Origin of the sequence: Salipaludibacillus sp. CUR1, from assembly GCF_021028955.1 — a bacterium.
Lineage (GTDB): Bacteria > Bacillota > Bacilli > Bacillales > Salisediminibacteriaceae > Salipaludibacillus.
Window position 1 is genome coordinate 150,574 of the sequence record NZ_JAIWPE010000095.1, and the last position, 25,137, is coordinate 175,710.

At 41.1% G+C, this 25,137-nt stretch carries 27 protein-coding genes; 26 read left to right on the forward strand and 1 reads right to left on the reverse strand.

Going from position 1 to position 25,137, the window contains the following annotated elements:
* Window positions 1-168: 168 nt before the first annotated feature.
* From K8O68_RS18210 to spo0A, 25 genes are all read left to right on the forward strand, one after another.
* The gene (locus tag K8O68_RS18210) at window positions 169-576 is read left to right on the forward strand and encodes a hypothetical protein (RefSeq protein WP_093047299.1); all 408 of its coding nucleotides are present in this window, start codon (window positions 169-171) and stop codon (window positions 574-576) included.
* Between the two features lie 201 nt (window positions 577-777).
* Window positions 778-1,707, forward strand: a complete 930-nt coding sequence (gene spoIIIAA / locus K8O68_RS18215) for a stage III sporulation protein AA (protein ID WP_230898197.1) — start codon at window positions 778-780, stop codon at window positions 1,705-1,707.
* Window positions 1,704-2,216, forward strand: a complete 513-nt coding sequence (spoIIIAB, locus tag K8O68_RS18220) for a stage III sporulation protein SpoIIIAB (RefSeq protein WP_230898198.1) — start codon at window positions 1,704-1,706, stop codon at window positions 2,214-2,216. The genes spoIIIAA and spoIIIAB overlap by 4 nt, the downstream gene beginning before the upstream one ends.
* Before the next feature lie 22 nt (window positions 2,217-2,238).
* Window positions 2,239-2,445 carry a stage III sporulation protein AC gene (gene spoIIIAC, locus K8O68_RS18225; protein ID WP_078577011.1) on the forward strand — a complete coding sequence of 69 codons (207 nt, stop codon included), beginning with the start codon at window positions 2,239-2,241 and terminating at the stop codon, window positions 2,443-2,445.
* A 14-nt stretch (window positions 2,446-2,459) separates the two neighbouring features.
* Window positions 2,460-2,867 (forward strand): stage III sporulation protein AD, encoded by a 408-nt coding sequence (gene spoIIIAD, locus K8O68_RS18230; RefSeq protein WP_230898199.1) that lies wholly within the window; start codon window positions 2,460-2,462, stop codon window positions 2,865-2,867.
* Complete coding sequence (gene spoIIIAE, locus K8O68_RS18235) at window positions 2,864-4,039, forward strand: stage III sporulation protein AE (RefSeq protein ID WP_230898200.1); 1,176 nt, start codon at window positions 2,864-2,866, stop codon at window positions 4,037-4,039. The genes spoIIIAD and spoIIIAE overlap by 4 nt, the downstream gene beginning before the upstream one ends.
* 24 nt (window positions 4,040-4,063) lie before the next feature.
* Entirely contained in the window at window positions 4,064-4,711 is a 648-nt protein-coding gene (spoIIIAF, locus tag K8O68_RS18240) for a stage III sporulation protein AF (protein ID WP_230898201.1), read from the forward strand.
* Window positions 4,708-5,379, forward strand: coding sequence for a stage III sporulation protein AG (spoIIIAG, locus tag K8O68_RS18245; protein WP_230898202.1), 672 nt, complete (start codon window positions 4,708-4,710; stop codon window positions 5,377-5,379). Before spoIIIAF ends, spoIIIAG begins: the two co-directional genes overlap by 4 nt.
* Window positions 5,376-5,987 (forward strand): SpoIIIAH-like family protein, encoded by a 612-nt coding sequence (locus K8O68_RS18250; protein ID WP_230898203.1) that lies wholly within the window; start codon window positions 5,376-5,378, stop codon window positions 5,985-5,987. The genes spoIIIAG and K8O68_RS18250 overlap by 4 nt, the downstream gene beginning before the upstream one ends.
* 341 nt (window positions 5,988-6,328) lie before the next feature.
* Window positions 6,329-6,652 (forward strand): hypothetical protein, encoded by a 324-nt coding sequence (locus K8O68_RS18255; RefSeq protein ID WP_230898204.1) that lies wholly within the window; start codon window positions 6,329-6,331, stop codon window positions 6,650-6,652.
* Between the two features lie 398 nt (window positions 6,653-7,050).
* Window positions 7,051-7,566, forward strand: coding sequence for an acetyl-CoA carboxylase biotin carboxyl carrier protein (gene accB, locus K8O68_RS18260; protein WP_230898205.1), 516 nt, complete (start codon window positions 7,051-7,053; stop codon window positions 7,564-7,566).
* A gap of 12 nt (window positions 7,567-7,578) precedes the next feature.
* Complete coding sequence (gene accC, locus K8O68_RS18265) at window positions 7,579-8,937, forward strand: acetyl-CoA carboxylase biotin carboxylase subunit (protein ID WP_230898206.1); 1,359 nt, start codon at window positions 7,579-7,581, stop codon at window positions 8,935-8,937.
* A 20-nt stretch (window positions 8,938-8,957) separates the two neighbouring features.
* The gene (locus K8O68_RS18270) at window positions 8,958-9,374 is read left to right on the forward strand and encodes an Asp23/Gls24 family envelope stress response protein (RefSeq protein ID WP_230898207.1); all 417 of its coding nucleotides are present in this window, start codon (window positions 8,958-8,960) and stop codon (window positions 9,372-9,374) included.
* A gap of 182 nt (window positions 9,375-9,556) precedes the next feature.
* A complete protein-coding gene (gene nusB / locus K8O68_RS18275) occupies window positions 9,557-9,964 on the forward strand; it encodes a transcription antitermination factor NusB (protein ID WP_230898208.1) in 408 nt (135 codons plus the stop codon).
* An 83-nt stretch (window positions 9,965-10,047) separates the two neighbouring features.
* Window positions 10,048-10,899, forward strand: coding sequence for a bifunctional methylenetetrahydrofolate dehydrogenase/methenyltetrahydrofolate cyclohydrolase FolD (gene folD / locus K8O68_RS18280; RefSeq protein ID WP_230898209.1), 852 nt, complete (start codon window positions 10,048-10,050; stop codon window positions 10,897-10,899).
* Window positions 10,900-10,911: 12 nt separating this feature from the next.
* Window positions 10,912-12,285 carry an exodeoxyribonuclease VII large subunit gene (xseA, locus tag K8O68_RS18285; RefSeq protein WP_230898210.1) on the forward strand — a complete coding sequence of 458 codons (1,374 nt, stop codon included), beginning with the start codon at window positions 10,912-10,914 and terminating at the stop codon, window positions 12,283-12,285.
* Window positions 12,278-12,511 carry an exodeoxyribonuclease VII small subunit gene (locus tag K8O68_RS18290; RefSeq protein ID WP_230898211.1) on the forward strand — a complete coding sequence of 78 codons (234 nt, stop codon included), beginning with the start codon at window positions 12,278-12,280 and terminating at the stop codon, window positions 12,509-12,511. Before xseA ends, K8O68_RS18290 begins: the two co-directional genes overlap by 8 nt.
* 22 nt (window positions 12,512-12,533) lie before the next feature.
* Window positions 12,534-13,406: a polyprenyl synthetase family protein gene (locus K8O68_RS18295; RefSeq protein ID WP_230898212.1), complete on the forward strand. Its 873-nt coding sequence runs from the start codon at window positions 12,534-12,536 to the stop codon at window positions 13,404-13,406.
* A 776-nt stretch (window positions 13,407-14,182) separates the two neighbouring features.
* A complete protein-coding gene (locus K8O68_RS18300) occupies window positions 14,183-14,788 on the forward strand; it encodes a CNNM metal transporter family protein (RefSeq protein WP_230898213.1) in 606 nt (201 codons plus the stop codon).
* 19 nt (window positions 14,789-14,807) lie between these two features.
* A complete protein-coding gene (dxs, locus tag K8O68_RS18305; RefSeq protein ID WP_093047283.1) occupies window positions 14,808-16,697 on the forward strand; it encodes a 1-deoxy-D-xylulose-5-phosphate synthase in 1,890 nt (629 codons plus the stop codon).
* Between the two features lie 4 nt (window positions 16,698-16,701).
* A complete protein-coding gene (locus tag K8O68_RS18310; protein ID WP_230898214.1) occupies window positions 16,702-17,502 on the forward strand; it encodes a TlyA family RNA methyltransferase in 801 nt (266 codons plus the stop codon).
* A gap of 216 nt (window positions 17,503-17,718) precedes the next feature.
* On the forward strand, window positions 17,719-18,168 hold the full coding sequence (gene ahrC, locus K8O68_RS18315; RefSeq protein WP_093047281.1) for a transcriptional regulator AhrC/ArgR: 450 nt from the start codon (window positions 17,719-17,721) through the stop codon (window positions 18,166-18,168).
* Window positions 18,169-18,209: 41 nt separating this feature from the next.
* Window positions 18,210-19,943, forward strand: coding sequence for a DNA repair protein RecN (gene recN, locus K8O68_RS18320; RefSeq protein ID WP_230898215.1), 1,734 nt, complete (start codon window positions 18,210-18,212; stop codon window positions 19,941-19,943).
* A 135-nt stretch (window positions 19,944-20,078) separates the two neighbouring features.
* Window positions 20,079-21,359: a SpoIVB peptidase gene (gene spoIVB, locus K8O68_RS18325; RefSeq protein ID WP_230898216.1), complete on the forward strand. Its 1,281-nt coding sequence runs from the start codon at window positions 20,079-20,081 to the stop codon at window positions 21,357-21,359.
* A gap of 286 nt (window positions 21,360-21,645) precedes the next feature.
* Entirely contained in the window at window positions 21,646-22,440 is a 795-nt protein-coding gene (gene spo0A, locus K8O68_RS18330; RefSeq protein WP_093047278.1) for a sporulation transcription factor Spo0A, read from the forward strand.
* 51 nt (window positions 22,441-22,491) lie between these two features.
* Here the strand turns inward: spo0A and K8O68_RS18335 are convergent, their stop codons facing one another.
* On the reverse strand, window positions 22,492-22,740 hold the full coding sequence (locus K8O68_RS18335) for a DUF2627 domain-containing protein (RefSeq protein WP_230898217.1): 249 nt from the start codon (window positions 22,738-22,740) through the stop codon (window positions 22,492-22,494).
* Window positions 22,741-22,941: 201 nt separating this feature from the next.
* Between K8O68_RS18335 and K8O68_RS18340 the strand changes: the two genes are divergently transcribed.
* Complete coding sequence (locus K8O68_RS18340; protein WP_230898289.1) at window positions 22,942-25,002, forward strand: sigma 54-interacting transcriptional regulator; 2,061 nt, start codon at window positions 22,942-22,944, stop codon at window positions 25,000-25,002.
* Window positions 25,003-25,137: the final 135 nt, after the last annotated feature.

Sequence of the window (25,137 nt, forward strand, 5' to 3'; positions counted from 1 at the left end):
CAGTTATTTCTCTCCACGGACGAATATTCTTTTATAAGTTGTGGTACAGAACTTATAAAGGATCTGTAATTCAGCCTCTATATTTTTGCAGAAAAAAAAAGAGCAAAATACTTTTAGAATTTTCCGAAATCATGTAAAGTTATCTTATAAAAGGAAAGGGTGGTTTGAGTGGAAAAGAAATATTTAACTATTTCTGATGACGTGACAGCAGGCTATTACTATTTTTCCGAGTATGTTATTTGTGTAGAAGTCACAAAACAAGGAAAGTCTTTAGGGTCTTTTTGTTCTGACATTAGTCAATTTGAAGAATGGGATGAAGAAGAAGTGGCTGAACTGGTTAAAAATCACGTACATCAAGTAGAAAATGCTCAAACTTATCAGCCGGACCGCTCGCACGTGCTTAATGGAGGTATGGAAATTAAATATCATCAGCACTGGGAAGACTTTTATTGTGTAGAGGTGTATGAAAAAGGGAAAGAAATTGGATCATTTTGCGCTGACAGAGCCTCTTTTGAAGAGTGGATGGAAGATGACCAGCATCTTTCTGAAGTCGTCAGATCCCAGCTTCAACGGTAAAAAATACCTGTAAATGAAGATCCGTAAGGCCTGATCTAACCGGCCTTTCGGGTCTTTTTTTGTGCTTAGAGATAAATAAAAGCTTACAAGCAATAAAAAGGTGCTCTCTGTTGAAAGTGTCATAAATAGGACAGGAGTACATATATTTTTCTTAGACAACCATTATGGAACAAATGACTTGTCTGAAAAGAGGTTGGGAAAATGGATGAAATCTTAAGAATCGTGCCTGAGACGATTAAAAAATACTTAAATATTGGTACTCAGGAAGACTGGATGTGGATAGAAGAAATAAGATTACGGATCGGAAAGCCTGTAGAAGTTGTCAGTACAAAACCCGTGTCTGGCTATAACGGTCCCCCGCCGGTGTTTTCTGAAAAGGAAGCCGCTTTGATGATGTCCTTATTAAGCCAGCATTCGTTATACCGTCTTGAGGAAGAACTGAGAAGGGGATACATTACCATTTCCGGCGGTCACCGGGTCGGGATTGCCGGGCGGGTCGTGGTTGAAAAAGGGGAGGTTAAAGGTCTTCGGGAAATCAGTTCCTTTAATATCCGAATTGCAAAAGAAAAGCTTGGTGTCTGTTCCCCTTACATTCAGCACATTTATCAAAAAGGCCGATGGATGAACACACTCATAGTCGGTTCGCCCAAAACAGGTAAGACGACTCTCCTTAGAGACTTGGCTAGACAGATAAGCACGGGCATGCCGCAAAAAAGTATCCCGCCAAAAACAGTAGCTATAATCGATGAGCGTTCCGAAATAGCCGGATGTGTGAGAGGAGTCCCCCAGCATCATTTCGGGACGAAAGTAGATGTTCTTGATGCTTGTCCTAAAGCGGAAGGCATGATGATGATGATACGATCCATGAGCCCGGAAGTGATCATCGTGGACGAAATTGGGCGGGAAGAAGATGTCAAAGCAGTAATGGAAGCTGTACACGCCGGTGTAACAGTCATTTCCACAGTGCATGGGCATTCTGTCAGCGATGTAAAAAGAAGACCTGCAATTAAAACGTTAATAGAGCAGCATGCTTTCGACTCCCTGATAGAACTGACGGGAATTGGGAGAAAAGGGAACATCAGAAAGCTAAACGGCGAGAGGCTGTCAACAAACGTGGTGATTACCCAATGATGTGGGCAGGAGCCACACTCATAATTCTTGCTTCAGCCTGTGCCGGATGGGAGCTTTCCGGCAGGCTTGAACGAAGAACTAAACTGTTAAGGCATATAAAAGTAGCTCTGGAAACACTTGATACTGAAGTCGCTTTTGCAATGATTCCTTTATCCCAGGCTTTAAATCAGGTTGCCAGACAGCTGCCTTCTCCAGCAAAAGATTTCTTTTTGCAGGTGGCTGAACGTTTGGAAACGAAGCGGGAGCCGGCAGCTGAAGCATGGGAACAGGAATTGGATTTATGGAAATCCCGTGTTGATCTCGATGAAAAAGATGTAGAGATTCTGAGACAGTTTGGCCAGTCACTTGGACAACAGGACATCCAGGGTCAAAGAAAGCAAATTCAGCTGGCACAATCTTATTTAAACAATATGGAAACCATGGCGTGGGAAGCGCAGCGTAAATATCAGTCAATGTACAGGAGCTTAGGTATTCTGGGAGGATTATTGCTCGTTATTATGCTGCTCTAATGTAAGAGTAAGGGGGAAATCCATGAATTATGATGTGGGCTTGATCTTTCAGATTGCAGGGGTAGGAATTGTAGTGGCTATGATTCATACCGTCTTAAAGCAAATGGGAAAAGAAGAAATTGCAAACTGGGTCACTTTAATTGCTTTTGTGGTCGTCTTGTATATGGTGGCAACCGTCATCGATGATCTGTTTCAGAAAATCAGAAGTGTTTTTCTATTCCAAAGCTGAGGGAGGACGAACATATGGAAATCATTCAAATAGTAGGTTTAGGAATGATTACCACCTTCCTTGCTTTAGTTGTGAAAGAGCATAAACCGGTGTTTGCATTTCTTCTCACTGTATTTACCGGTATCATTATCTTTTTATTTCTAATAGACAAAATAGCCATAATGATTCAGATGATAGAGGAGCTCGCTGCTAATGCAAATATAAATCTCGTATATGTGCAGACCATCTTTAAAATAATCGGCATAGCCTATATCGCCGAGTTTGGTGCACAAATTGCACGGGATGCCGGACAGGGAGCTATAGCCACTAAAATTGAACTGGCAGGAAAGGTATTGATAATGATTATGGCCATCCCTATCATTTCAGTAATCATTGAAACTATATTAACGCTGATACCGGCAGCTATGGGGGATCTGTCATGAATAAACTCTTTATTGTTTTTCTTTTGGCTTTTTTCTTTATCCCCGGAGGGACAAGCTCAGCGGAGGAGCAGGATCATTTAAGTGAAAAAGACCTGATGGAAAAGCAGATGACCGAGCTTAATTTAGAAGAAATCAGCGATTTTTGGGATGAGGTAAGGATAGAATATGACGGGTTTCTGCCGGAAATACAAAAGGAGAGTTTCACTGACCTTTTTAACAGTAACGAAGGTTTTTCAATAAAAGAGTGGACGCTGGGTTTTGTGAAATTCTTTTTTCATGAATTACTCGCTCATGGGAAGCTGCTTGGAACATTAATACTGCTCACAGTGTTCAGCATGGTATTGATGAATCTTCAGCAGGCTTTTGAAAAATATAAAATCAGTAAAGTCGCTTACGCGATAACATATATGGTGCTTCTCATTATCGCATTAAACAGTTTTTATGTCGCCATGGGGCTGGCAGAATCAACCATAGAAACAATGAGCCATTTTATGGTTTCTTTAATCCCTTTAATACTTGTATTGATGGCAACAGTGGGAAGTGTCACTTCTGTCGCGCTCTTTCATCCGATCGTCATGTTTATTGTCCATAGCAGCGGGCTGTTTATCCAGTATTTCATTCTTCCTCTTTTATTATTATCTACCTTATTAGCCATTGTAAGTACGATGACTGACCATTATAAAGTTTCAAAACTTGCAAATTTACTTAGAAATATCGCAGTGGGAGGCCTGGGAATCTTCTTAACTGTTTTCCTTGGAGTCCTGTCTGTGCAAGGAGCCACGGCCGCAGTGACGGATGGCATCGCGGTGAAAACAGCGAAATTCATCACCGGCAACTTTATACCGGTTGTAGGGCGGATGTTTACTGACGCTGCGGAAACCGTTATGGGTGCTTCTTTACTGTTAAAAAACACCATAGGCGTCCTTGGGCTGCTCGTTTTACTTATCATATGCATTTTCCCAGCGTTAAAAGTGCTGGCGATAGCTGTCATTTATTCATTTTCAGCGGCTGTTCTTCAGCCTCTCGGGGGCGGCCCGATCATTGATTGCCTCTCAATCATTGGAAAGAATGTTTTATTCATTTTTGCAGCCTTAGCAGCAGTTTCTTTAATGTTCTTTTTATCTGTCACAATCATGGTAATATCAGGCAATTTATCTGTCATGCTCAGATAACAGCCTAAAACGGGAGGGGAGAGCATGGGAGTTGTCACCAGCTGGATCAGCAATATAATAATGCTAGTTTTATTTGCTACGATACTTGAACTTATGCTTCCCAGCTCTTCTACGCACCGGTATGTCAAGCTGGTTGTCGGGCTGATGATTCTCGTTGTGATGCTCCAGCCTGTATTGGCAATTTTCAACAAAGATGCAGAAAATATAGTGAAACAAATTGATAAATGGGGGCAGGAAGTCAATCTTGAAAAAGGGGATTTGGACGAACTTGAAAAAACAGAAATAGAAACAGTGTCTCTTGCATATATTTCTGAACAAGTGGCTGTCCAACTGAAGGGAGAAGCCTATTCCCCCATTCTTAAGGAATTCAAAAAAGAAATAACCGACATTGAAGTTTCTTTTAACTCGCTGCACAGCCAGCCGGATCTGGACAATTTAACTGGCATTTCTGTCACTGTTCAGTCTCCTGATGCAGCTGAGAATGAAGAAAGTGAAAGTGAAGAGGAGACAGGCATATTTATTAAGCCCATAGAGATAAAGAGTGAGGGAGCTTCATCAGAGAAAAAGGAGGATACGGAGGGGAAGAAACTCATGGAGATGCGCTTAGCAGAAATTTGGGAAGTACCAGCAGAGCTTATTCTGGTTTTAGAAAAAGGAGGGGATAACAGGTGAAGAAGAACTCATCAGAAAAGTCATTGTTCCACTCCTTTTCATTAAATAATAAAAAAGGGAAAAAGGTCCGCTTAAGCTATTTTATTGTGTTGATTCTTATCGGGGTTTTTATGATGTTGATTGGAAGTTTTTTACAAAAAGAAGAAGCGTCAGAACCCGTGATAACTGCACTGGAGGCGGAAAGTAACGGAGAGGAGGAAAAAGAGACGGCGGTTTTTAAATCTGAAAATAAGACAGAAGACAAAGGCCTGAAAGATGAGTTTGAAGCTTATTATGAAAAACAATTGAAGCAGGCTTTAGAAGAAGTGGTGGGGGTTTCAAATGTAACTGTCATGGTGAATACCGCAGGCTCCAGTAAAAATATTTATGAAAAAAATGAGCAAACAAAGGAACAGCACACTGAGGAAACAGATCGGGAAGGCGGTACAAGAGAAGTATCAGATACCTCTAAAGATGAACAAGTTGTCATTGTGAGAAGCGGAGATAAGGAAGAACCGCTGATTATCCAGCAGAAAAAACCTGAAATAAGCGGAGTGCTTATAGTTGCAAATGGAGTTGACAATATACAAGTTAAGACCTGGGTAGTGGAGGCTGTCAGCAGAGTTCTTGATATCCCGTCCCACAGAGTCTCTGTCATGCCAAGAAAACAAAAGGAGGACGTCTCATGATTTTAAAAAGACAGACAGTCTGGTTGCTTACAATGCTAAGTTTAATTATTGTTTTATCTGTATATTACATTTCAATGGATCAGATTCAGGATCCGCAAACAGCAATGACCGATATGGAAGAAGACCAGGACAGCTTAAATAGCCTGGAAGACGATCTTGGATTTGAATGGGTGGAAGGGGAGGACATTTCCTTCGTTGAAATTGAAGATGCAGAAGAGGTACTTGGTGAAGGGGCGTTAGCGCCGCAGATGAACCCGGATGAGATGTTTGACTCAATACGTCTGCAAAGACAGGATTCACGCGGCAAATTAAATGAAGAATATACTAATGTTATTATCAATACAGAAACAGACCCTGAAATCCAGGTTGAAGCACTTGAAAAAATTGAATCTCTCCAGGCGATGTCCCAGCAGGAGGAAATGATCGAAACTATTATACGTTCCAAAGGGTATGAAGACGCTCTTGTGATGGCTGACAATGATCAAGTAAATATTTACGTTAAAGCGAGTGATTTGACAACAGAGCAGGTAGTGGAAATAAACCAGCTCGCCTATGAACATTTAGGTATTGAAACTGTCAGAGTCGGCTTTCACCCTGGGAATGAGTAAAAGACACTTTTAAAAATAAATTAAGAAAGATGCCTTGGCGTTAATCGTTCCCGTCTAAGGCATCTTTTTTTAACTTTAGGGAAAGGGTTTACCGGTTATTTTAAAAATAATATCTACTTCTCAAAGTTTAAAGGCGCTATAATAAAGTATACCGTTAAAAGCTGAAGTCTCCAGGAGGCAGACAGCATGTCTATTTTATTGTGCTGATTAACGTGGGGTTGGCAAGGGAAGAGTGAAAGTATATGTTAGTTAAAGGAAAAAATGATTTTTGTCTCAGCAGGTGGTATAATACCCAATTGAATAAAAATTTTAAGTAATTGATTTTCTAAGGAGAGATTTGAATGGAATGGTCAGAACTTACTGAAGGTGCAAAAGCTGTTTTAGAACAAACGAGAAATATAAAAAATGACAAAATCCAGATCGTTGAATTTGATGTCGGTTATAAACAATCGGAAGAGGAAGCAGGGGATGGAGAGCCTGTCTCAATTCAGGAGGAAGATTATCAGAGTTTAAAGAAATTTACTGCTGAAAACGAGTATAATGAAAAGTATCACATGGCAAGAAATAAAAATACTGTTAAAATTATACTTATGGAAAATGGAAAAATTCCTGAGAACCTTTCAGACTTTCCAGTATTCAGAGAGTATAAAATTACGGAAGAATAACTTTCTGAAAGGAATTCTTCCGTACCAGCTGCCTGGCAAGGAGGGCTTTTCCTGATCTGTCGGGGGACAGCCAGGAACCAGATAAAAAAAGGTTCCCATTTACTAAGATTTGCGGTAGCATATTTTTTAGGACTACGTCATAAGACATGCCTTAAGTAGATGGAATTTTCCAACTTTTATAATCATTATTTAAAAATTTAGCAGATTTAATTGCATGTTGGCTTTACTAAATGTACAACACTTTTGACGCTTCCAGCTGAAAAGTGAGCGACTGCTTAGCAAGCCCTGGATAAGCCGGAATAAATGCAGATAAAGCTCCCTGCTGGTTCAAAGTGTACCGTATATTAAAAACAACACGTCTTCAACAGAGCTTAAAAATTATGAATGGAGTGTGGAGTATGATGAAAATTCAGGAAATACGTGAATTAATTAAGCTAATTGATGAATCAAGTATTGACGAATTTAAATTTGAGCAAAACGGCTCGAAAGTAACTATGAAAAAATATTCTGAACAGCCACTCAGTCAGAACGTTTCCCTGGCAGAGCCAGTAAAACCCATACCGTCTGAAGTGCCTCAGGCAGAGTCGCCTGTGAAGCAGGAAGCAGTAGAAAAACCAGCCGCTTCTGAACCAGCTGCAAAGAATGATGAGAAAACGGCAGAGCCTGATGAAAATTTACATACGATTACATCGCCGATGGTAGGGACTTTTTATGAAGCACCTTCCCCTGATTCTTCTGCTTATGTTAAAAAAGGAGACAAGGTGAACCAGGAAAGTGTCGTTTGTATAGTTGAAGCAATGAAGCTTATGAACGAAATTGAATCTGAAGTAAACGGCGAGATTGTCGATATCCTTGTAGAGAATGGGCAATTAGTAGAATACGGCCAGGAACTGTTCTTAGTGAAGCCGGAGTAGGAGATGACGTCCATGTTAAAAAAAGTTCTTGTTGCAAACAGGGGAGAAATAGCAGTCCGAATTATACGTGCTTGTAAAGAGCTGGATATCGAAACAGTAGCGGTTTATTCAGAAGCAGATCATGATGCGCTTCATGTCAGGATGGCAGATGAAGCATATTGTATTGGCCCTGTATCTGCCGCATCCAGTTACCTTAATTTTACAAACATTATGAGTGTAGCAACTTTAACGGAAGTAGATGGAATCCATCCTGGCTATGGTTTTTTAGCAGAAAACGCCGATTTTGCAGAAATATGCGCGGCGTGCAACATCACGTTTATCGGTCCGAGCCCGTGGGCAATCAGCCAGATGGGAACTAAAGATGTCGCTAGAACGGTGATGAAAAAAGCAGGAGTTCCGGTTGTTCCAGGCTCTAAAGGGATTATTGAAACCCCTGATGACGGGGTGAAAATAGCTGAAGAGATCGGATACCCCGTGATAATTAAAGCAACTGCGGGAGGCGGAGGAAAAGGAATACGGGTTGCTCATAATGAGAGTGAGCTTCGTAAAGGTATTTCCGTTACCCAGAAAGAAGCACAGGCTAATTTCGGAAATCCAGGTGTCTATCTTGAAAAATACATTGAAGATTTTCGTCACGTAGAAATTCAGGTATTAGCAGATTCCCACGGAAACGTCATCCATTTGGGTGAACGGGATTGTACAATTCAGCGGAGATTGCAAAAACTGGTAGAGGAAACGCCTTCCCCTGCTTTGGACCAGAATATCCGGGAGGAAATGGGACAGGCTGCTGTCCGTGCTGCTCAAGCTGTAGAATATACAGGGGCAGGGACAATTGAGTTTATATACGACCATATAGAAAAGAAATTTTACTTTATGGAAATGAATACAAGAATTCAAGTTGAACATCCTGTAACTGAAATGGTTACTGGAATAGACATTATTAAAGAACAACTTTTAGTTGCTTCAGGAGAAAAGCTTTCCTATACTCAAGATGAGATCACCTTTAACGGGTGGGCTATTGAATGCCGTATTAATGCAGAGAATCCGGATAAAAACTTTATCCCTTCGCCAGGAAAGATTACGATGTATCTGCCTCCTGGAGGCTTGGGAGTAAGGGTGGACAGTGCGGCCTTCCCCGGGTATACAATTACTCCTTACTATGATTCAATGATAGCTAAAGTCATTACGTACGGAAAAGACCGGAAAGAGGCTATGGCAAAAATGAAAAGAGCCCTCGAAGAATTTGTAATAGACGGGGTTGATACAACCATTCCGTTTCATTTACGCCTTTTTAATCACGAAGTGTTTGTCGGGGGCGATTTTAATACAAAATTTTTAGAAACTTATTCGTTAAAAGAGGAAGACAATTAACTGATAGAAGGGGGATCAATATGTCGGAAAATCATTTAATTCATATGTCGGAAGATAAAAGCGATTTAGGGAAAGTTGAAATTTCTCCTGAGGTGATAGAAATAATCGCAGGAATTGCAGCATCAGAGCTTGATGGCGTTGCCATGCTTCGGGGAAACTTTGCTTCCGGAGTCGCAGAAAGATTAGGCAGAAAAAGTTCTCATGGAAAAGGCGTGAAAGTTGACCTGGGGGATGACGGTGTAAATATAGAAGTCTTTCTCATTACAAATTACGGGGTTTCTATTCCGGACGTCTGTCATAAAGTCCAGGAAAATATTGTGCAGACTTTAAAGAATATGACAGCTATAAACGTTTTATCTGTTGATGTTCACGTGGTGGGTGTGCACTTTGAAGATAAAAATGAATCTGAAGCACCAAAGAAGGAACAAGGGACATAAAAAGGATGCCTCAAAAGTGATAAGCTTTTGAGGCGCTTTTTTTCTGAGGGCATATATTTGGATATTCTGTATTCGGCATAAAAGATATGCTATCATCTAAGAGGGCATACTATAAAGAAGTAATAATGATAAGTAAGATCGTACCATCTTGCACATTTGGTGCAATAAAAGGAGAAATTTTAATGAACCGCAGATTAGCAAGAATCAGAACTGTACAGGCTTTATACCAGATCGAAATGACAGAGGTCTCACCTGCGGAGGCGATGGCATCTGTATTGGAAGAAGATGAAGAGGATTACAGGAATAATCCTTTTTTCGAATCCCTGGTTAAAGGTACAACTACCCATTTAGAAGAAATAGACAGATTGATACAGGGAGCTTTGGAACATTGGACGCTTTCCAGGATTTCCAGAGTGGACCGGGCTATTTTACGAATGGCTGTTTACGAAATGAAATATGAAAATGACATACCTGTTAATGTAAGTATTAACGAAGCAATTGACTTAGCTAAAGGGTTCACAGGAGAAGAAGAACCAGGTAAATTCGCAAATGGTGTTCTGTCAAACATAGCAAAAATGCTTGAAAGCTGAAGACACCAGTGTTTAAGTGCCTGCTTTTCCAGCGGGAAACAGGTGAATTCAGTTTTTTATAAAAATGCCAAGGGGGAGTCTTTATGTCTGCAATAGTCATTTCAGGTAAAGAACTTGCACAGGAAAAGAGAATGGAAATGAAAAAGGAAACAGATCTTCTTAAAGAAAAAGGAGTGACACCTGGCCTTGCTGTCATTCTTGCAGGTGAAGATCCGGCATCCCAATCCTATGTACGTGCAAAGCAGCGGGCGTGTAAAGAAACAGGGATTCATTCAGAACTGGACGAAGTACCGGACACTATTTCTGAATCGGATTTGCTTGAAAAAATTGATCAGTTAAATAAAGCTGATCATATTCACGGAATCCTTGTCCAGCTGCCGCTACCGGATCATATATCTGAAAAGAAAGTCATAGAAGCCATTGATCCTGAAAAAGACGTTGATGGTTTTCATCCTATCAATATTGGACGAATGATGATCGGTCAGGAGGCATTTTTGCCTTGTACGCCATTCGGAATAGTTGAAATGATTAAATCCAAACAAATAGATATAGAAGGCAAACATGTAGTAGTGGTAGGGCGCAGTAATATTGTAGGTAAACCGGTAGGCCAGCTGTTATTAAATGAAAACGCCACTGTCACTTATTGCCATTCCCGCACTAAAAATATGAGAGAGATCACACGATCAGCTGATATTCTCGTCGTTGCTGTAGGCAAGGCTCACTTTATCACTGCAGAAGATATTAAAGAAGGCGCTGTCGTTATTGATGTTGGAGTCAACAGAAATGACGAAGGTAAACTGATTGGCGATGTGGACTTTAACCATGCCAAAGAAGTAGCTTCTTATATAACGCCTGTGCCGGGCGGGGTCGGGCCGATGACTATTACGATGCTGTTACATAATACAATATTATCAGCGAAAAGAACTGTTGAATAAGGGGCCGCTGTAATGAATCATAACTTTTTGACTGTAAGTGATTTAACCCAGAAAATTAAGCAGCTTCTTGATAGAGAAGCGGGCCTGCAGAACGTATGGATCCGGGCTGAGATCTCGAATTTTAAGCGCCATAGCCGCGGACATATGTACTTTACATTAAAAGACCAGAAATCAAGAGTGCAGTCTGTGATGTTCGCAGGGAATAACCGCTTTCTGAAGTTTCTGCCTGAAGACGGAATGCGTGTGCTCGTACGCGGGGATATATCTGTCTATGAGCCCTATGGCCAATATCAGTTTTATGTTAAAGAAATGCAGCCGGATGGCATAGGAAATCTTTACCTCGCATTTGAAAGACTAAAGAAAAAGCTGGAAATGGCCGGTTATTTTGCCAAGGAGAAAAAAAAGCAGGTTCCTGCGGTACCAAACTCAATAGCTGTTATTACCTCTCCAACAGGAGCAGCAGTAAGAGATATTATTACCACTTTGAAACGCCGTTACCCGCTTGCTAAAGTCACTTTATTGCCAGTATTGGTTCAGGGTCCTGATGCCCCTGAATCAATTGCCCGGGCGATCAGGCAAGCAAACGAAGCCGGACGGTTCGATGTAATTATTTCCGGAAGAGGAGGCGGCTCTCTTGAAGAGTTATGGGCGTTTAATGAGGAAGTCGTTGCTGAAGCTATTTTCCGGTCTGAACTTCCAATTATATCGGCTGTCGGACATGAAACTGATATTACTATAAGTGATTTTGTTGCAGATTTACGGGCTCCTACTCCTACGGCAGCGGCTGAACTTGCTGTACCTGATATAAAAGAACTGCTGACTCATGTTTATGAGAGGAAAGTCCGGTTGACGCGGGCGATGAAAACACTCATGAATCAGCAAAAAGAACGCTTGTCATTTTTAACACGCTCTTATGCTTTTCGTTATCCTAAACAATTGCTTGAACAGAAAGAACAGGATTTGGACAGAGTCCATGAAGCACTTTTAAGAGAGTCGGGGAGACTGCTGGATAAGAAAAAAGATCAGCTGGAAAGGCTGAACCAGCGCTTAGTTTCTTTACACCCTGAAGACAGAGTCAGACAGGAGGCAAAGCAGCTCAGCCAGTTGGAAGAGGCTTTAAAAAGAGGCGTCTCAGAACAAATAAAAGAACAGAAGCATCGTCTCTCTCTCCAGATATCCAAACTGGACGTTTTAAGTCCCTTAAAGATAATGGAGCGAGGATACAGTCTTGTATATGATGAAGAAAATAAGCTTGTCAAGCATATTAATCAGGCTCCTGTACATTCCAGCTTGTCCGTTCAACTGGCGGATGGAAAACTCCAGTGTGAAGTTAAAAGCCAATTACCGGGGAAGAATATGAATGATGGAGGAATTATAAATGAATGAGAAAGAAACTTTAACTTTTGAAGAATCAATGAAGAGCCTGGAAGAACTCGTCGAAAAGCTGGAAAAAGGCGATGTCCCTTTAGAGGAAGCTATTTCGATGTTCCAGGAAGGGATGAAGCTGTCCAAGGAGTGTCATGACCGGTTGCAGAAGGTTGAAAAGCAGATGACCGAAGTGCTTTCGGAAGATGGAGAAATTAGTACTTTTCAAGTGGAAGAGGAGTCGTAAACCTGTGAAGAGGCCATTATCTATGCATCAATTCATCCAAAATGAAAAACAGGAAATAGACAAAAGGTTAATATCTTTTATTGAGCAGCTGAATGCTCCTGCTTCTTTGAAAGAAGCAATGATCTATTCATTGGAAGCTGGAGGGAAAAGAATCCGGCCTGTCCTGCTTCTCGCTACTATGCACGGGTTTGGTAACGTCAGCGAATCCGGCTATAAGGTTGCATGTGCAATTGAAATGATCCATACATACTCACTTATTCATGATGATTTGCCTGCTATGGATGATGACGATATGCGGAGAGGCAAGCCGACAAACCATAAAATTTTCGGGGAAGCTCTTGCAATTCTCGCCGGGGATGGATTATTAACTCACAGCTTTAAAGTGGTGGCAGACTTAAAAGATGTGGATTATAAAGAAAAAATAAAGCTCGTAAGTATCATTTCTGAGGCTGCGGGGCCTTCAGGGATGGTTGGCGGACAGGTGGAAGATATGGAAGCTGAAGGAGAAGAGCTGGAATTAGAGCAGCTGCAGCAGATCCACCACAGAAAAACTGGAGATCTTTTGGCTCTTTCACTTGAATGCGGCGCGATACTTTCAAATGCTACCGACAAAGAAGTCGAAGAGCTTAAGTTTTTTGGGAAACATCTTGGTTTAGCTTTCCAAATTAAAGATGATCTGCTCGATGTAGAGGGTGATGAGGAAAAGATAGGAAAGCCGACAGGAAGCGATGAAACGAACGATAAAAATACGTATCCGAAAATATTAGGCTTAAATCAAGCAAAAGAAAAGTTAGCTTACCATTTGGATAAAGCCAAGTCCCACCTCGAACAGGTGAATATGGACAAAACAATCCTTAAAGAGCTGGCCGATTATATCGGGACGAGAAGCAACTAAGATCTGAGAATTAATGGCTCAACTGACAAAGGCCTGCAAGTTGTCTGACCTGTGCAAACATGGTATAATTATTTAGGTGAGTGGTGCAGTATTCTAGTCGGTTCTCCATTCTCGAAAGCGGGCCTAAAAATCCGCTAAAGGGCACATCGATGAAGTTCCTAGTCTTGGCTTGAGGCGCCCAGCCTTGGGTCCTGACTGGGAGTAAAGGCTGTAGGGCGATCCACAATGGCATGTGGGCGATGACCCTGCAGCCGCGGAGGCCCTTCCATGTGGTCCCGCACCCGGCGGCGGCTATGTGTAAGGGTATGAACCTGCATTCGCAAGTATGGGAACTTGTGAGCAGCGTAGCCTGCCTTGAGTGGAAAGTGAGGGGATTATGGATGCTAGGTTGTATAGCAATCATCCATATGAAATCATTTCTGCAAAAGAGGATAGAGAATGTATAAGAACTGCCGAGGAAAACTCCTAGACTGTTCCACAGGACATTTAAAGGGGATTATAGTGCGTTCTAAGTGGTAATCCAGTCTGGCGCCTGGCGACAGCGCCAAGGCGGGTTTAAAGGGAAACCGCCCCCGCGGCGACGCGGGAGTATCCGCTTGGGAAAACCTACTGGACCTAAGACGCAGTTTTTACTCTTTGAATGACCACTCGCCGTTTACATATTAGGAAACAGGGTATAATTTATATGGAAGAGAACAGTGTTTGTTCAGAAATTTCAATTAAATAAAACAAAGGCCGCATGTTAATCTTTATAAGCAGAAAGACGTTGATTATAGATGAGAAATTCAATGAAAAAATCATTGCACTGGAGTTTAATTATAGCCGTTATCACCTTTGTGCTGGCGGCTATTTTTTCAATTGTCTCCACTGCCCTGCTGAGCGGTGTAGCATGGGGGGCAGGCATGCTGATTGTCTTTGTTATCGTATTGACAGGGGTCGTTTCCGACACGATAGGAGTAGCGGCCACTGCAGCAGATGAAAAGCCGTTTCACGCTATGGCCTCCGAAAAAGTTCAAGGGGCAAAACAGGCTATGTTAATTACGAGAAATGCAGATCGTTTTTCCAATTTTACAAATGATGTCATTGGGGATATTGCGGGTATAATCAGTGGTACAGCTTCAGCATATGTCGTTCTTCACCTTGCTTTGCAAATGGGTTATGGAGAAGGATCCACAGTACAGTTTGTTATCTCTGTGCTGTTTACCAGCGTAGTAGCAGCCCTCACTGTCGGCGGGAAATCTGTCGGTAAAACCTTGGCCATACAATATTCTACAGAGATCATTGCCTATGTGGGTAGATTATTTTACTTTTTAGAGGTAAAATTGAGAATAACTATTTTTAAAGGAAATAAACGAAAAAAGAAGAAAAATATCAAAAAATAACAGAAAGTGAGGGTTTTTCTTGGATTTGCTAAGCATAAAAGAACCTACCTTTTTAAAAGAATGCAGCAACAAAGATCTGGAAGACCTTGCTGAAGAGATCAGAAGTTTTTTAATTAAAAACCTTTCTTCTACAGGAGGACATCTGGGGCCGAACCTTGGAGTGGTAGAACTGACGCTTGTTCTTCACCAATTATTTGAAAGTCCGAAAGACAAGTTTATTTGGGATGTGGGCCACCAGGCATACGTTCATAAAATTTTGACTGGCAGAGCAGGCCAGTTCGACAAGCTTCGCCAGTATCAAGGCCTGTGCGGTTTTCCGAAACGCTCTGAAAGCATACATGACGTTTGGGAAACAGGCCACAGTTCAACCTCGTTGTCCGCAGCAATGGGCATGGCCCTTGCCAGAGACTTAAAGGGTACTGATGAAAGTGTTATACCTGTGATTGGCGACGGTGCTTTAACCGGAGGTATGGCATTGGAAGCGCTTAACCATATTGGGCATGAACAAACTGACATGGTTGTCATATTAAATGATAATGAAATGTCGATCGCTCCAAACGTAGGGGCAATTAATACAATGCTCGGCCGCATGAGGACAGCAGGTAAGTACCAAAGGGCAAAAGATGATCTGGAAATGCTCATTAAGAAAATCCCTGCTTTTGGAGGCAGGCTTGCTGCAACGGCAGAGCGGGTTAAAGACAGCTTAAAATATTTACTTGTTTCAGGAATGTTTTTCGAAGAACTGGGATTTACTTATTTAGGTCCTGTTGACGGTCATGATCTTGAGGATTTAAAGAGTAATATTACTTACGCAAACAAAACGAAAGGTCCTGTGCTTGTCCATGTTATTACGAAAAAGGGTAAAGGCTACGCCCCTGCAGAAAATGATGCGAAAGGGACATGGCACGGCCTTGGTCCATACAAAATTGAATCAGGCGAAGTCGTGAAAAAACCCGGGCCTCCAAGCTACAGCGGCGTATTTGCTAATACACTTAAACGAATTGCTAAAGATGATAAACGGGTCGTAGCGATTACAGCGGCAATGCCCGGGGGCACAAAACTCGATACATTCGCTGCTGAGTTTCCCGATCGTATGTATGATGTAGGGATAGCTGAACAGCATGCCACTACAATGTCTGCAGGGTTAGCCACTCAGGGGATGAAACCTGTGTTTGCAGTTTATTCAACATTCCTGCAGCGGGGGTATGACCAGCTGGTACACGATGTCTGCCGCCAAAACCTGAATGTATTCTTTGCTGTTGACAGAGCAGGCCTGGTTGGAGCGGACGGTGAAACGCATCAGGGAGTATTTGATATTTCATATTTACGGCACCTTCCAAATATGAAAATACTTAATCCTAAAGATGAAAATGAACTGCAGCACATGATTTATACTGGTGTCATGCACGATGATGGACCTATTGCAGTCCGTTACCCGAGAGGGGGCGGTTTTGGAGTGAAAATGGATGAAGAGCTGAAACAAATTCCTTTAGGAGAATGGGAAGTTCTAAAAGAAGGAAGCGACTTGTCTATTCTTACTTTTGGTACGATGATCCCTGTAGCAATGGAAGCTGCTGAACAGCTTGAGAAAAAAGGGATTAATGTTGAAATAGTAAATGCCCGGTCAATTAAACCATTGGATGATGCCAAACTGACGGAACTGGCCAAACAGGAACGCCCTGTGCTGACTTTAGAAGAAACGGCATTACTGGGCGGGTTTGGCAGTGCGGTACTGGAGTATTTCCATGAAAACCATTTCCATTCGATGGTAGTAGAACGCATGGGCATCCCGGACAGGTATATTGAGCACGGCAGTGTGCCGCAATTGCTTGAAGAAATCGGGTTAACTTCCCAGAATGTCGCATCTGCCGTGGAACAGATGCTTCCCAGAAAGAGGCAGCGGGCATAATCTTATGAAAAAAGAGCGTATAGATGTATTACTTGTGGAAAAAGGCTTAATTGAAACGCGTGAGAAGGCAAAACGGACAATAATGGCTGGATTAGTGCTGGCGGACGGTGAAAGAATAGACAAGCCGGGTACAAAAGTCAGTGCTGATACAGAACTCAGGTTAAAAGGCCAGGCTTTGCCTTATGTGGGCCGCGGAGGCTTAAAACTCAAGCGGGCCATTGAGGCATTCGGACTCGACTTAACGGATAAAGTTATGCTTGATATCGGCGCTTCAACAGGAGGTTTTACGGACTGTGCCCTTCAGGAAGGGGCACGTCTCGTTTATGCCCTGGATGTCGGGTATAACCAGCTTGCCTGGAAATTAAGGCAGGACGAACGCGTGATAGTAATGGAAAGAACGAACTTCAGGTATGCTGAGCCAGAACATTTTATTAAAGGCGTGCCTGACTTTGCAACTATAGATGTCTCCTTTATCTCATTAAAATTAATTCTTCCTGTATTAAAAAAGATTCTGGCAGAAGACGGCCAAATTGCCGCTTTAATCAAACCCCAATTTGAAGCCGGACGGGATGAGGTCGGGAAAAAGGGAATTATTAGAGATAAAAAGATTCATCTTAAAGTAGTTGAAGAAATGGTCCGTTACTGTGAACAATTAAATTATTCAGTTAAAGGGCTGACTTCCTCCCCTATCCGTGGAGGAGAAGGAAATATTGAATTTCTGATTCATTTATGCGGCACTAATGAACCAGGTAAAGAACTTTCGGAAGAGGAAATTAAAGAGGTTGTTTCCCGCGCGCACCAATAGCCAGGAATTTGAGGCAGAAGGCTTTATCGGACTGCCTCTTTTTTATGGGCAAAACTAACAGGATGTTTAATGAAGGAGGTTAAAGGAAAACAACTATGTAAGCGGCATCCTGTGACCATGTTCACTAATTTGTATTATACATGAATTGTATATTTATAAGGCATCCTTTATAATAACAGTTAGGAAACAACAACAATTAGTGGAGGAAAAGCATTTATGAATAAAGGACAGAGACATATTAAAATCAGAGAAATTATTGCCAATCAGGATGTAGAAACTCAGGATCATCTCGTTGATCAGTTAAGGTCTGCCGGTTATAATGTCACTCAGGCGACTGTGAGCAGAGATATTAAAGAACTGCATCTTGTAAAAGTTCCTATGATAGATGGCAGATATAAATACAGCTTACCGTCAGATCAAAGGTTTAACCCTCTTCAAAAATTAAAGAGGGCCCTCATGGATTCATTTGTGTCTATCGACCATACGAATAACATGATTATATTAAAAACGCTGCCCGGGAATGCGAATGCCGTAGGAGCGTTAATTGATAATTTAGACTGGGAAGAAATAATGGGAAATATAAGCGGAGATGATACTATCCTGATTATCTGCCGTGATGAAAAGGATACGGAACCAATTAGTGAGAAATTCTTACAAATGCTATAAATGACTCAGCATCGACAACCCAGTTTAAGAAGGTGAATAGAATGTTGATGGAATTATCAATTCGGAATTTTGCAATTATAGATGAAGTGTCTGTCTCCTTTGACGAAGGGCTGACTGTTCTAACGGGTGAAACAGGTGCTGGAAAATCGATTATTATTGACGCGATAGGACTGCTGATCGGCGGCAGAGGATCAGTTGATTTCGTCCGTCATGGAAGTAAACGGGCAGAAATAGAAGGTTTATTTTCAGTGGAGTCATCTGTGTCCAGTGAATTATCTGACTTGCTGGCTGAATTGGGGATCAGGCCTGAGGAGGAAGAAACGGTTGTATTGCGCCGTGAAATTACTACCCAGGGCAAGAGCATCTGCCGGGTTAACGGGAAGCTTATTACTTTAGCGGTATTAAGGGAAGTGGGACAGATGCTTGTTGATATTCATGGTCAGCACGAGCACCAGAAATTACTTCAGGCGGATAAGCACCTTTCCTTTTTGGATCGTTATGCCGAATCGTCTCTTGATAAGCCTAAGAAAGAGTATGAAAGGCTTTATCAGCAATTTTTAAAAAAGCGGGAACAGCTTCTTCAAATTACAGAAAATGAACAGCAAATGGCTCAGCGGCTGGACCTGATTCAGTACCAGTACAATGAAATTGAAAAAGCTGCTTTACAGGCTAATGAAGACGAAGCGTTGGAAGAAGAAAAAAAACGGCTGGATAATAGTGAAGAGCTGTACAGAACTGTCCATGGGACCTACGAGTCTTTATACGGAGACGGCAAGGGTCTGGAGTGGATAATGGCTGCAATGAATCAGATTGAAGAAGCGGCAGCGCTGGATGAGAATTTACATACACTTAAAGAAACGGTCACAAACTGTTATTATCTCCTTGAAGAAACGTCTTTCTCTTTAAGGGACTACTACGAAAATATTGAGTTTGACCCTGACCGTTTAAATATTATTGAAGCCAGGTTGAGTGAATTAAGCCAATTAAAAAGAAAATACGGTGAGTCGGTAAATGACATCCTGGAATATGCCTCTTCGCTGGAAGAGGAAATTGATACTTTGACAAACCGGGAACAGCGGCTTGCAGAATGGGAAAATGAACTTGTATCAATTGCAAAAGATTTGGTGGTAGAAGCAGAGCATTTAACAAAATTGCGGAAAGACCATGCCGGTAAATTGAAAAAAGCGATACAAAAACAGCTCAAGGACTTGTATATGAAGGACACTGTTTTTGAAATTGATTTTAAAAATCCAAATACTGGCCTTATTTCAGATGTTCAGCACTTATTGAAATCTTTCCCTTTTAGCCGGTCAGGAATGGACACTATTTCCTTTATGGTCGCCACAAATAAAGGTGAACCTTTAAAACCGCTGGCGAAAGTTGCTTCTGGCGGTGAAATTTCCAGAATGATTCTCGCTCTGAAATCAATTCTCGCCCGCCATGAAGGGGTTACTTCAATTATTTTTGACGAAGTTGATACCGGAGTAAGCGGCAGAGTGGCTCAGGCCATTGCTGAAAAAATACACCATGTATCGATCGGATCGCAAGTTTTATGCATTACTCATCTTCCACAAGTGGCAGCTATGGCAGATACTCACCTTTTTATTTCAAAAAGTGAGAATAAAGGCAGAACGAGTACAAGCGTGCGTCCGTTAACTCTGAAAGAACAAACAGAAGAAATCAGCAGGATGATTTCAGGTGTGGAAATTACTGATTTGACCAGGCAGCATGCAACAGAATTACTTAAACAGGCAGAAAGGTCAAAAAATAATTGAATTTTCCATGAAAAAACTAACCAAAAGAGGTTAGTTTTTTTCTTTGCTTAAAGTTATAAATGATCGGTTTAAAGGCAAAATTAGTATTACAGCCATGGTGGAGGTGAAGGTTAGAGACGAGGAGAGTGAATAAGTTTGAACTTTGGATGGGTACGAAAAACGACAGGAATACTTCTCCTTGCTATTTTGTTCTCTGCTGCATTCTATCCGCCTTTACAAAATTATCTCCAGATCCCGCATAACATTGCAATTTTTGAAGGGCAAACATACGATATCCCAAATGCGGTGTCCGTTTTGAATTATGATGATTCTTCTGTTGCTATATCAAATAAAGAAGACAACCCTGTGATGGAAGCGTTAAGTTCATCAGAAAGCACCGTCAGCATGGGAATAAAAGGGCTGCCATTAAAAGCAATGGATGTGTCAGTTTACCCTGAATTGAAAGTTATTCCCGGCGGTCAGTCAATTGGAGTAAGAGTGAAAACGGATGGAGTATTAGTAGTAGGCCATCATTTAATGGATACAGATGCAGGTAAAGTATCTCCTGGAGAAGCTTCAGATATTCGTGTAGGAGACAGCATTATAGAAATGAATGGGATTAATATCAGCAGTATGAATGATATACAGCCGTTAGTTCAGGAAGCGGGCGAACAGAATAAGCCGATTTCTTTTAAAATAAAGAGGGATGGCAAAATAATGAAAAAAGAGCTTACTCCCGTAAAAGGTAAAGGAGACCCTCGGTTTCATCTTGGATTATTTATAAGAGATTCCGCTGCTGGAGTAGGGACACTGACTTTCTACGAACCGCAATCAGGAAATTACGGAGCCTTGGGCCACGTCATATCCGATATGGAAACAAAGGAACCGATCGAAGTAGGGAATGGAGAAATAATCCGCTCGGATGTGACTTCGATTGAAAAAGGATTAACTGGAGAGCCGGGCGAGAAATTAGCAAGATTTTCTAATGACAGAAAAGTGTTAGGTAATATTACTAAAAATACAAGCTTTGGTATTTTTGGAAAGATGCATGACGAAGCACGTAACGAAGAATGGATGGATCCAGTGGAAATAGGATTAGCTCACCAAATAGAAGAAGGGCCTGCAGAAATTTACACCGTTGTTGAAGGTGAGGAAGTACAACGTTTTAATATTGAAATTATAAGCAGTACCCCTCAGCAGTCTCCAGCGACTAAAGGGCTCGTCATAAAAGTAACCGACGAAGAACTTTTGGAGAAAACAGGAGGAATTGTCCAGGGTATGAGCGGAAGTCCTATTATTCAAAACGGGCGTATAGTGGGAGCGGTGACACATGTATTTGTTAACGACCCGACATCCGGTTACGGCTGCCATATAGAATGGATGTTAAAAGATGCAGAAATTGATTTAGAAAAGAACGAAACGAAAAAAGCAGGTTAAATATAGTGGTTAAAAAAAGCATCACCTGAGGTGGTGCTTTTTTTATAATATTTAGACGTCTTTACAGATAAATTATGGTATAATACAACCAAATAATTTTCGACAAATCAGCAGGCATTATACGTATTTAATAGCGATTAGACTCGAATTTAGGAGTATACGTGAATAAATAAGAGTAAACTAAAGATTAACTTGAAAAATTCTAATAATTAAAAGGATTTCATAAGGTGTTGTCGAATAAGGAATATTAAGTTATTTAAACCATAATTTCGGGGAGGAACTTAGTGTGAAAAAAGTTAAAGTTTGTGTGGCCGACGACAACCGTGAATTAGTCAATTTACTTGAGGATTATATTCTTTCTCAAGAGGATATGGAAGTTGCTGGAAGGGCTTATAATGGACAGGAATGTTTAAATTTAATAGAGGACACGGAGCCTGACGTTTTAATTCTTGATATTATTATGCCTCATTTAGACGGGCTGGCAGTTTTGGAAAAGCTCAATGGGATGCAGTTAAATAAACGGCCTAATATCATCATGCTGACCGCTTTTGGACAGGAAGATGTGACTAAGAAAGCAGTAGATCTGGGTGCATCTTATTACATTTTAAAACCTTTTGATATGGATACTTTAATGAATAAAATCAGAGAAGTTTCAGGAAACCAGAGCAATTCCTATATTCAGCGCCCTGCAGCTTCAGCGGCGGATATGAGGCGCGAAAATAAACCGATGAACCTGGATGCAAGTATTACGAGCATTATCCATGAGATCGGGGTGCCGGCGCATATTAAAGGATATATGTACTTAAGAGAAGCTATTACGATGGTTTATAATGATATAGAACTGCTCGGATCTATTACAAAAGTGCTTTATCCTGATATTGCAAAGAAGTTTAATACCACTGCAAGCCGTGTGGAGCGGGCTATTCGCCATGCGATCGAAGTAGCATGGAGCAGAGGCAACATAGAGTCCATCTCCAAGATGTTCGGTTATACAGTGAATGTATCCAAAGCAAAACCGACTAATTCTGAATTTATCGCGATGGTTGCCGATAAGTTAAGGATTGAACATAAAGTAAGCTGAAAATAATAAAGCTGCCTTTTGTCAGTACATCTGATAAAAGACAGCTCTTTTTTATTTTGTATTTTTCTGGAATTTAGGGGCTACTTTATTATTTTTCCGGTCTCTGTGTAAAATAAACCCTCCAATAAACCATACACCGATCACCAAAGAGATTATCCCTGCTAAAAATTGTAAATAGTAGGAAGGGTAGGGACTGTTTAATATTTGAAACAGAGTATCTCTCATAAGCTTGATGCCGTAACCGGCAATGAAAACCGGAATAAGTAAAATGACAAGGGCTATAAAACGCTGAACAGTCATAGGTCCATTCCTTTCTTAATGAAACTCTCCTTTATTCTATACTATAATACTTTTTCAGTCGAGCAGAATTGGCCATGCAGATTATGATGTGAAAAAACCTCACTGTTTCCTTTAATTTATTTTAAAAAAGTGTATAGTTAAAGGCAGGTATGAAATTTATTGCAGGGTGATTTTAAATCTCCAAAAAGGCGGGCATGAATGATGAAAAAAGTTCTGATCATTGGCGCCGGGGAAGGCGGGGCCTCGTTACTGGAAGTTTTATCAGCTACTGATCAGCTGGCAGTGACAGGTGTGGTGGACAAGAATCCTGCCAGCAAAGGTATTATTAAAGGAAAAGAAAAGGGCATCCCAGTATTTGATGATTGGCAGACAGCTGTATCTGAAATACCTTCGATTGATGTCATTATAGAAGTGACAGGTGAGGAAAAGCTGTATGAAGAAATAAAGGGATATTTTTTAAACAAGCCTGTTACGGTGATTCCAAGTTCTGTAGCGTCCATTATGTTCTTTTTAATGGAAGAGAAAGAGCTGTTGATTGATGAAGTAAAAAATCACAACAAAAAGCTGGATAATATTGTTAATTCTACTCATGATGGAATGATTGCTATTGATAAAGAGGAAAAGATTACTTTAATTAATAAGCGTGCTGAAGAAATGACCGGCCTGAATTATAAATCCGTCATGGGCAAGAAAATAACGGATGTAATGCCTACAAGCCGTCTTCCGAGAGTTTTAAGGACGAAAAAAGTGGAACGGAACCGCCGGCAGGTCATTTCGAACCAGCATAAAATTATTACTACACGGGTACCTATGATAGGAGAAAATGAAGTCATAGGGGCTTTGGCTATTTTTAAGGACATTACAGAAATAGTAAATATGGCTGAAGAAGTAACAAATTTAAAAAGTATTCAGACCATGCTTGAAGCAATTATTAATTCGTCAGATGATGCCATTTCTGTGGTGGATGAAACGGGAAAAGGTTTGTTAATAAATCCTGCTTATACGAGGCTTACAGGTCTTACAAAAGAAGAGGTTATCGGAAAGCCGGCTACTACCGATATTTCTGAAGGGGAAAGTATGCACTTGCAAGTTTTGGAAACAAAAACACCAGTCCGCGGGGTCAAAATGAAAGTAGGGCCCTATCGAAAAGATGTCATTGTGAATGTAGCACCAGTTATAGTGGATGGGCATTTGAAAGGGAGTGTCGGCGTCATTCATGATATGTCTGAAATGGAGGCACTGACTAATGAACTTGAAAAAGCTAAACAGATTATCCGTACCTTGGAAGCAAAGTACCGGTTTGAAGATATTTTAGGTGCTTCAGAAGAATTAACGTTTGCGATTGAACAGGCGAAAGTAGCGGCCGTGACTCCGGCTACTATTCTTTTAAGGGGCGAATCAGGCACAGGTAAAGAATTGTTTGCCCACGCCATACATAATGAGAGTAACCGAAAGTACAATAAATTTATCCGCGTAAACTGTGCAGCAGTATCTGAATCTCTGCTTGAGAGCGAACTTTTTGGGTATGAAGAAGGCGCTTTTTCAGGAGCTAAGCGGGGAGGCAAAAAAGGCCTTTTTGAAGAAGCGGACAAAGGAAGTATTTTCCTGGATGAAATAGGTGAATTGTCACCGCAAATGCAGGCTAAATTGTTAAGGGTTCTTCAGGAACATGAAATTGTCCGGGTTGGAGGAACCGCTGCTATTCCTGTAGATGTGAGGGTCATTGCTGCTACTAACGTAGATATAGAGAAAAAAATAGAAGAAAAAGAATTCCGGTCTGACCTGTATTACCGGTTAAACCGTATGCCGATTTATATTCCGCCTTTAAGAGAACGGAAAGGCGATTTGCCGGCATTGTCTCTCCACATTATTTCAAAATTAAATCAGGATTATGGACGAAATGTGATAAAGGTTTCTGAAGCTGCATTAAAAGAACTTGAAAATTATCATTGGCCGGGAAACGTCAGGGAATTAGAAAATATCCTCGGGATGGCGATGATTCATATGCACTATACAGAAAAAGAAATCAAAGTGGGCCATCTCCCTGTCTTAAATAAACCAGCTCCCGAACAAGAACCATACAGGGAGTTCAGTGTGCAGCTAAATGGAGAGAAAACATTACAGGAACTTATGGATGAGCAGGAAAAGCATTTTTTATTGGAAGCGTTAGATATAAATAATGGAAATAAAACAAAAACTGCTAAAATGCTGGGTGTTTCTATACGCAGCTTGTATTACAAACTTGAAAGATACAATATTTAACAACTATGAATAACTTTGCATGCAAAAAAATGCAGAGTGTGCAAAGTTATGCAAGGTTTAATGAAGTGGAAATACTGGTATGAAAGCGTTAACTTTATTTTTCCATCTTGGCATCTTTCTTGCATTAATTATAGA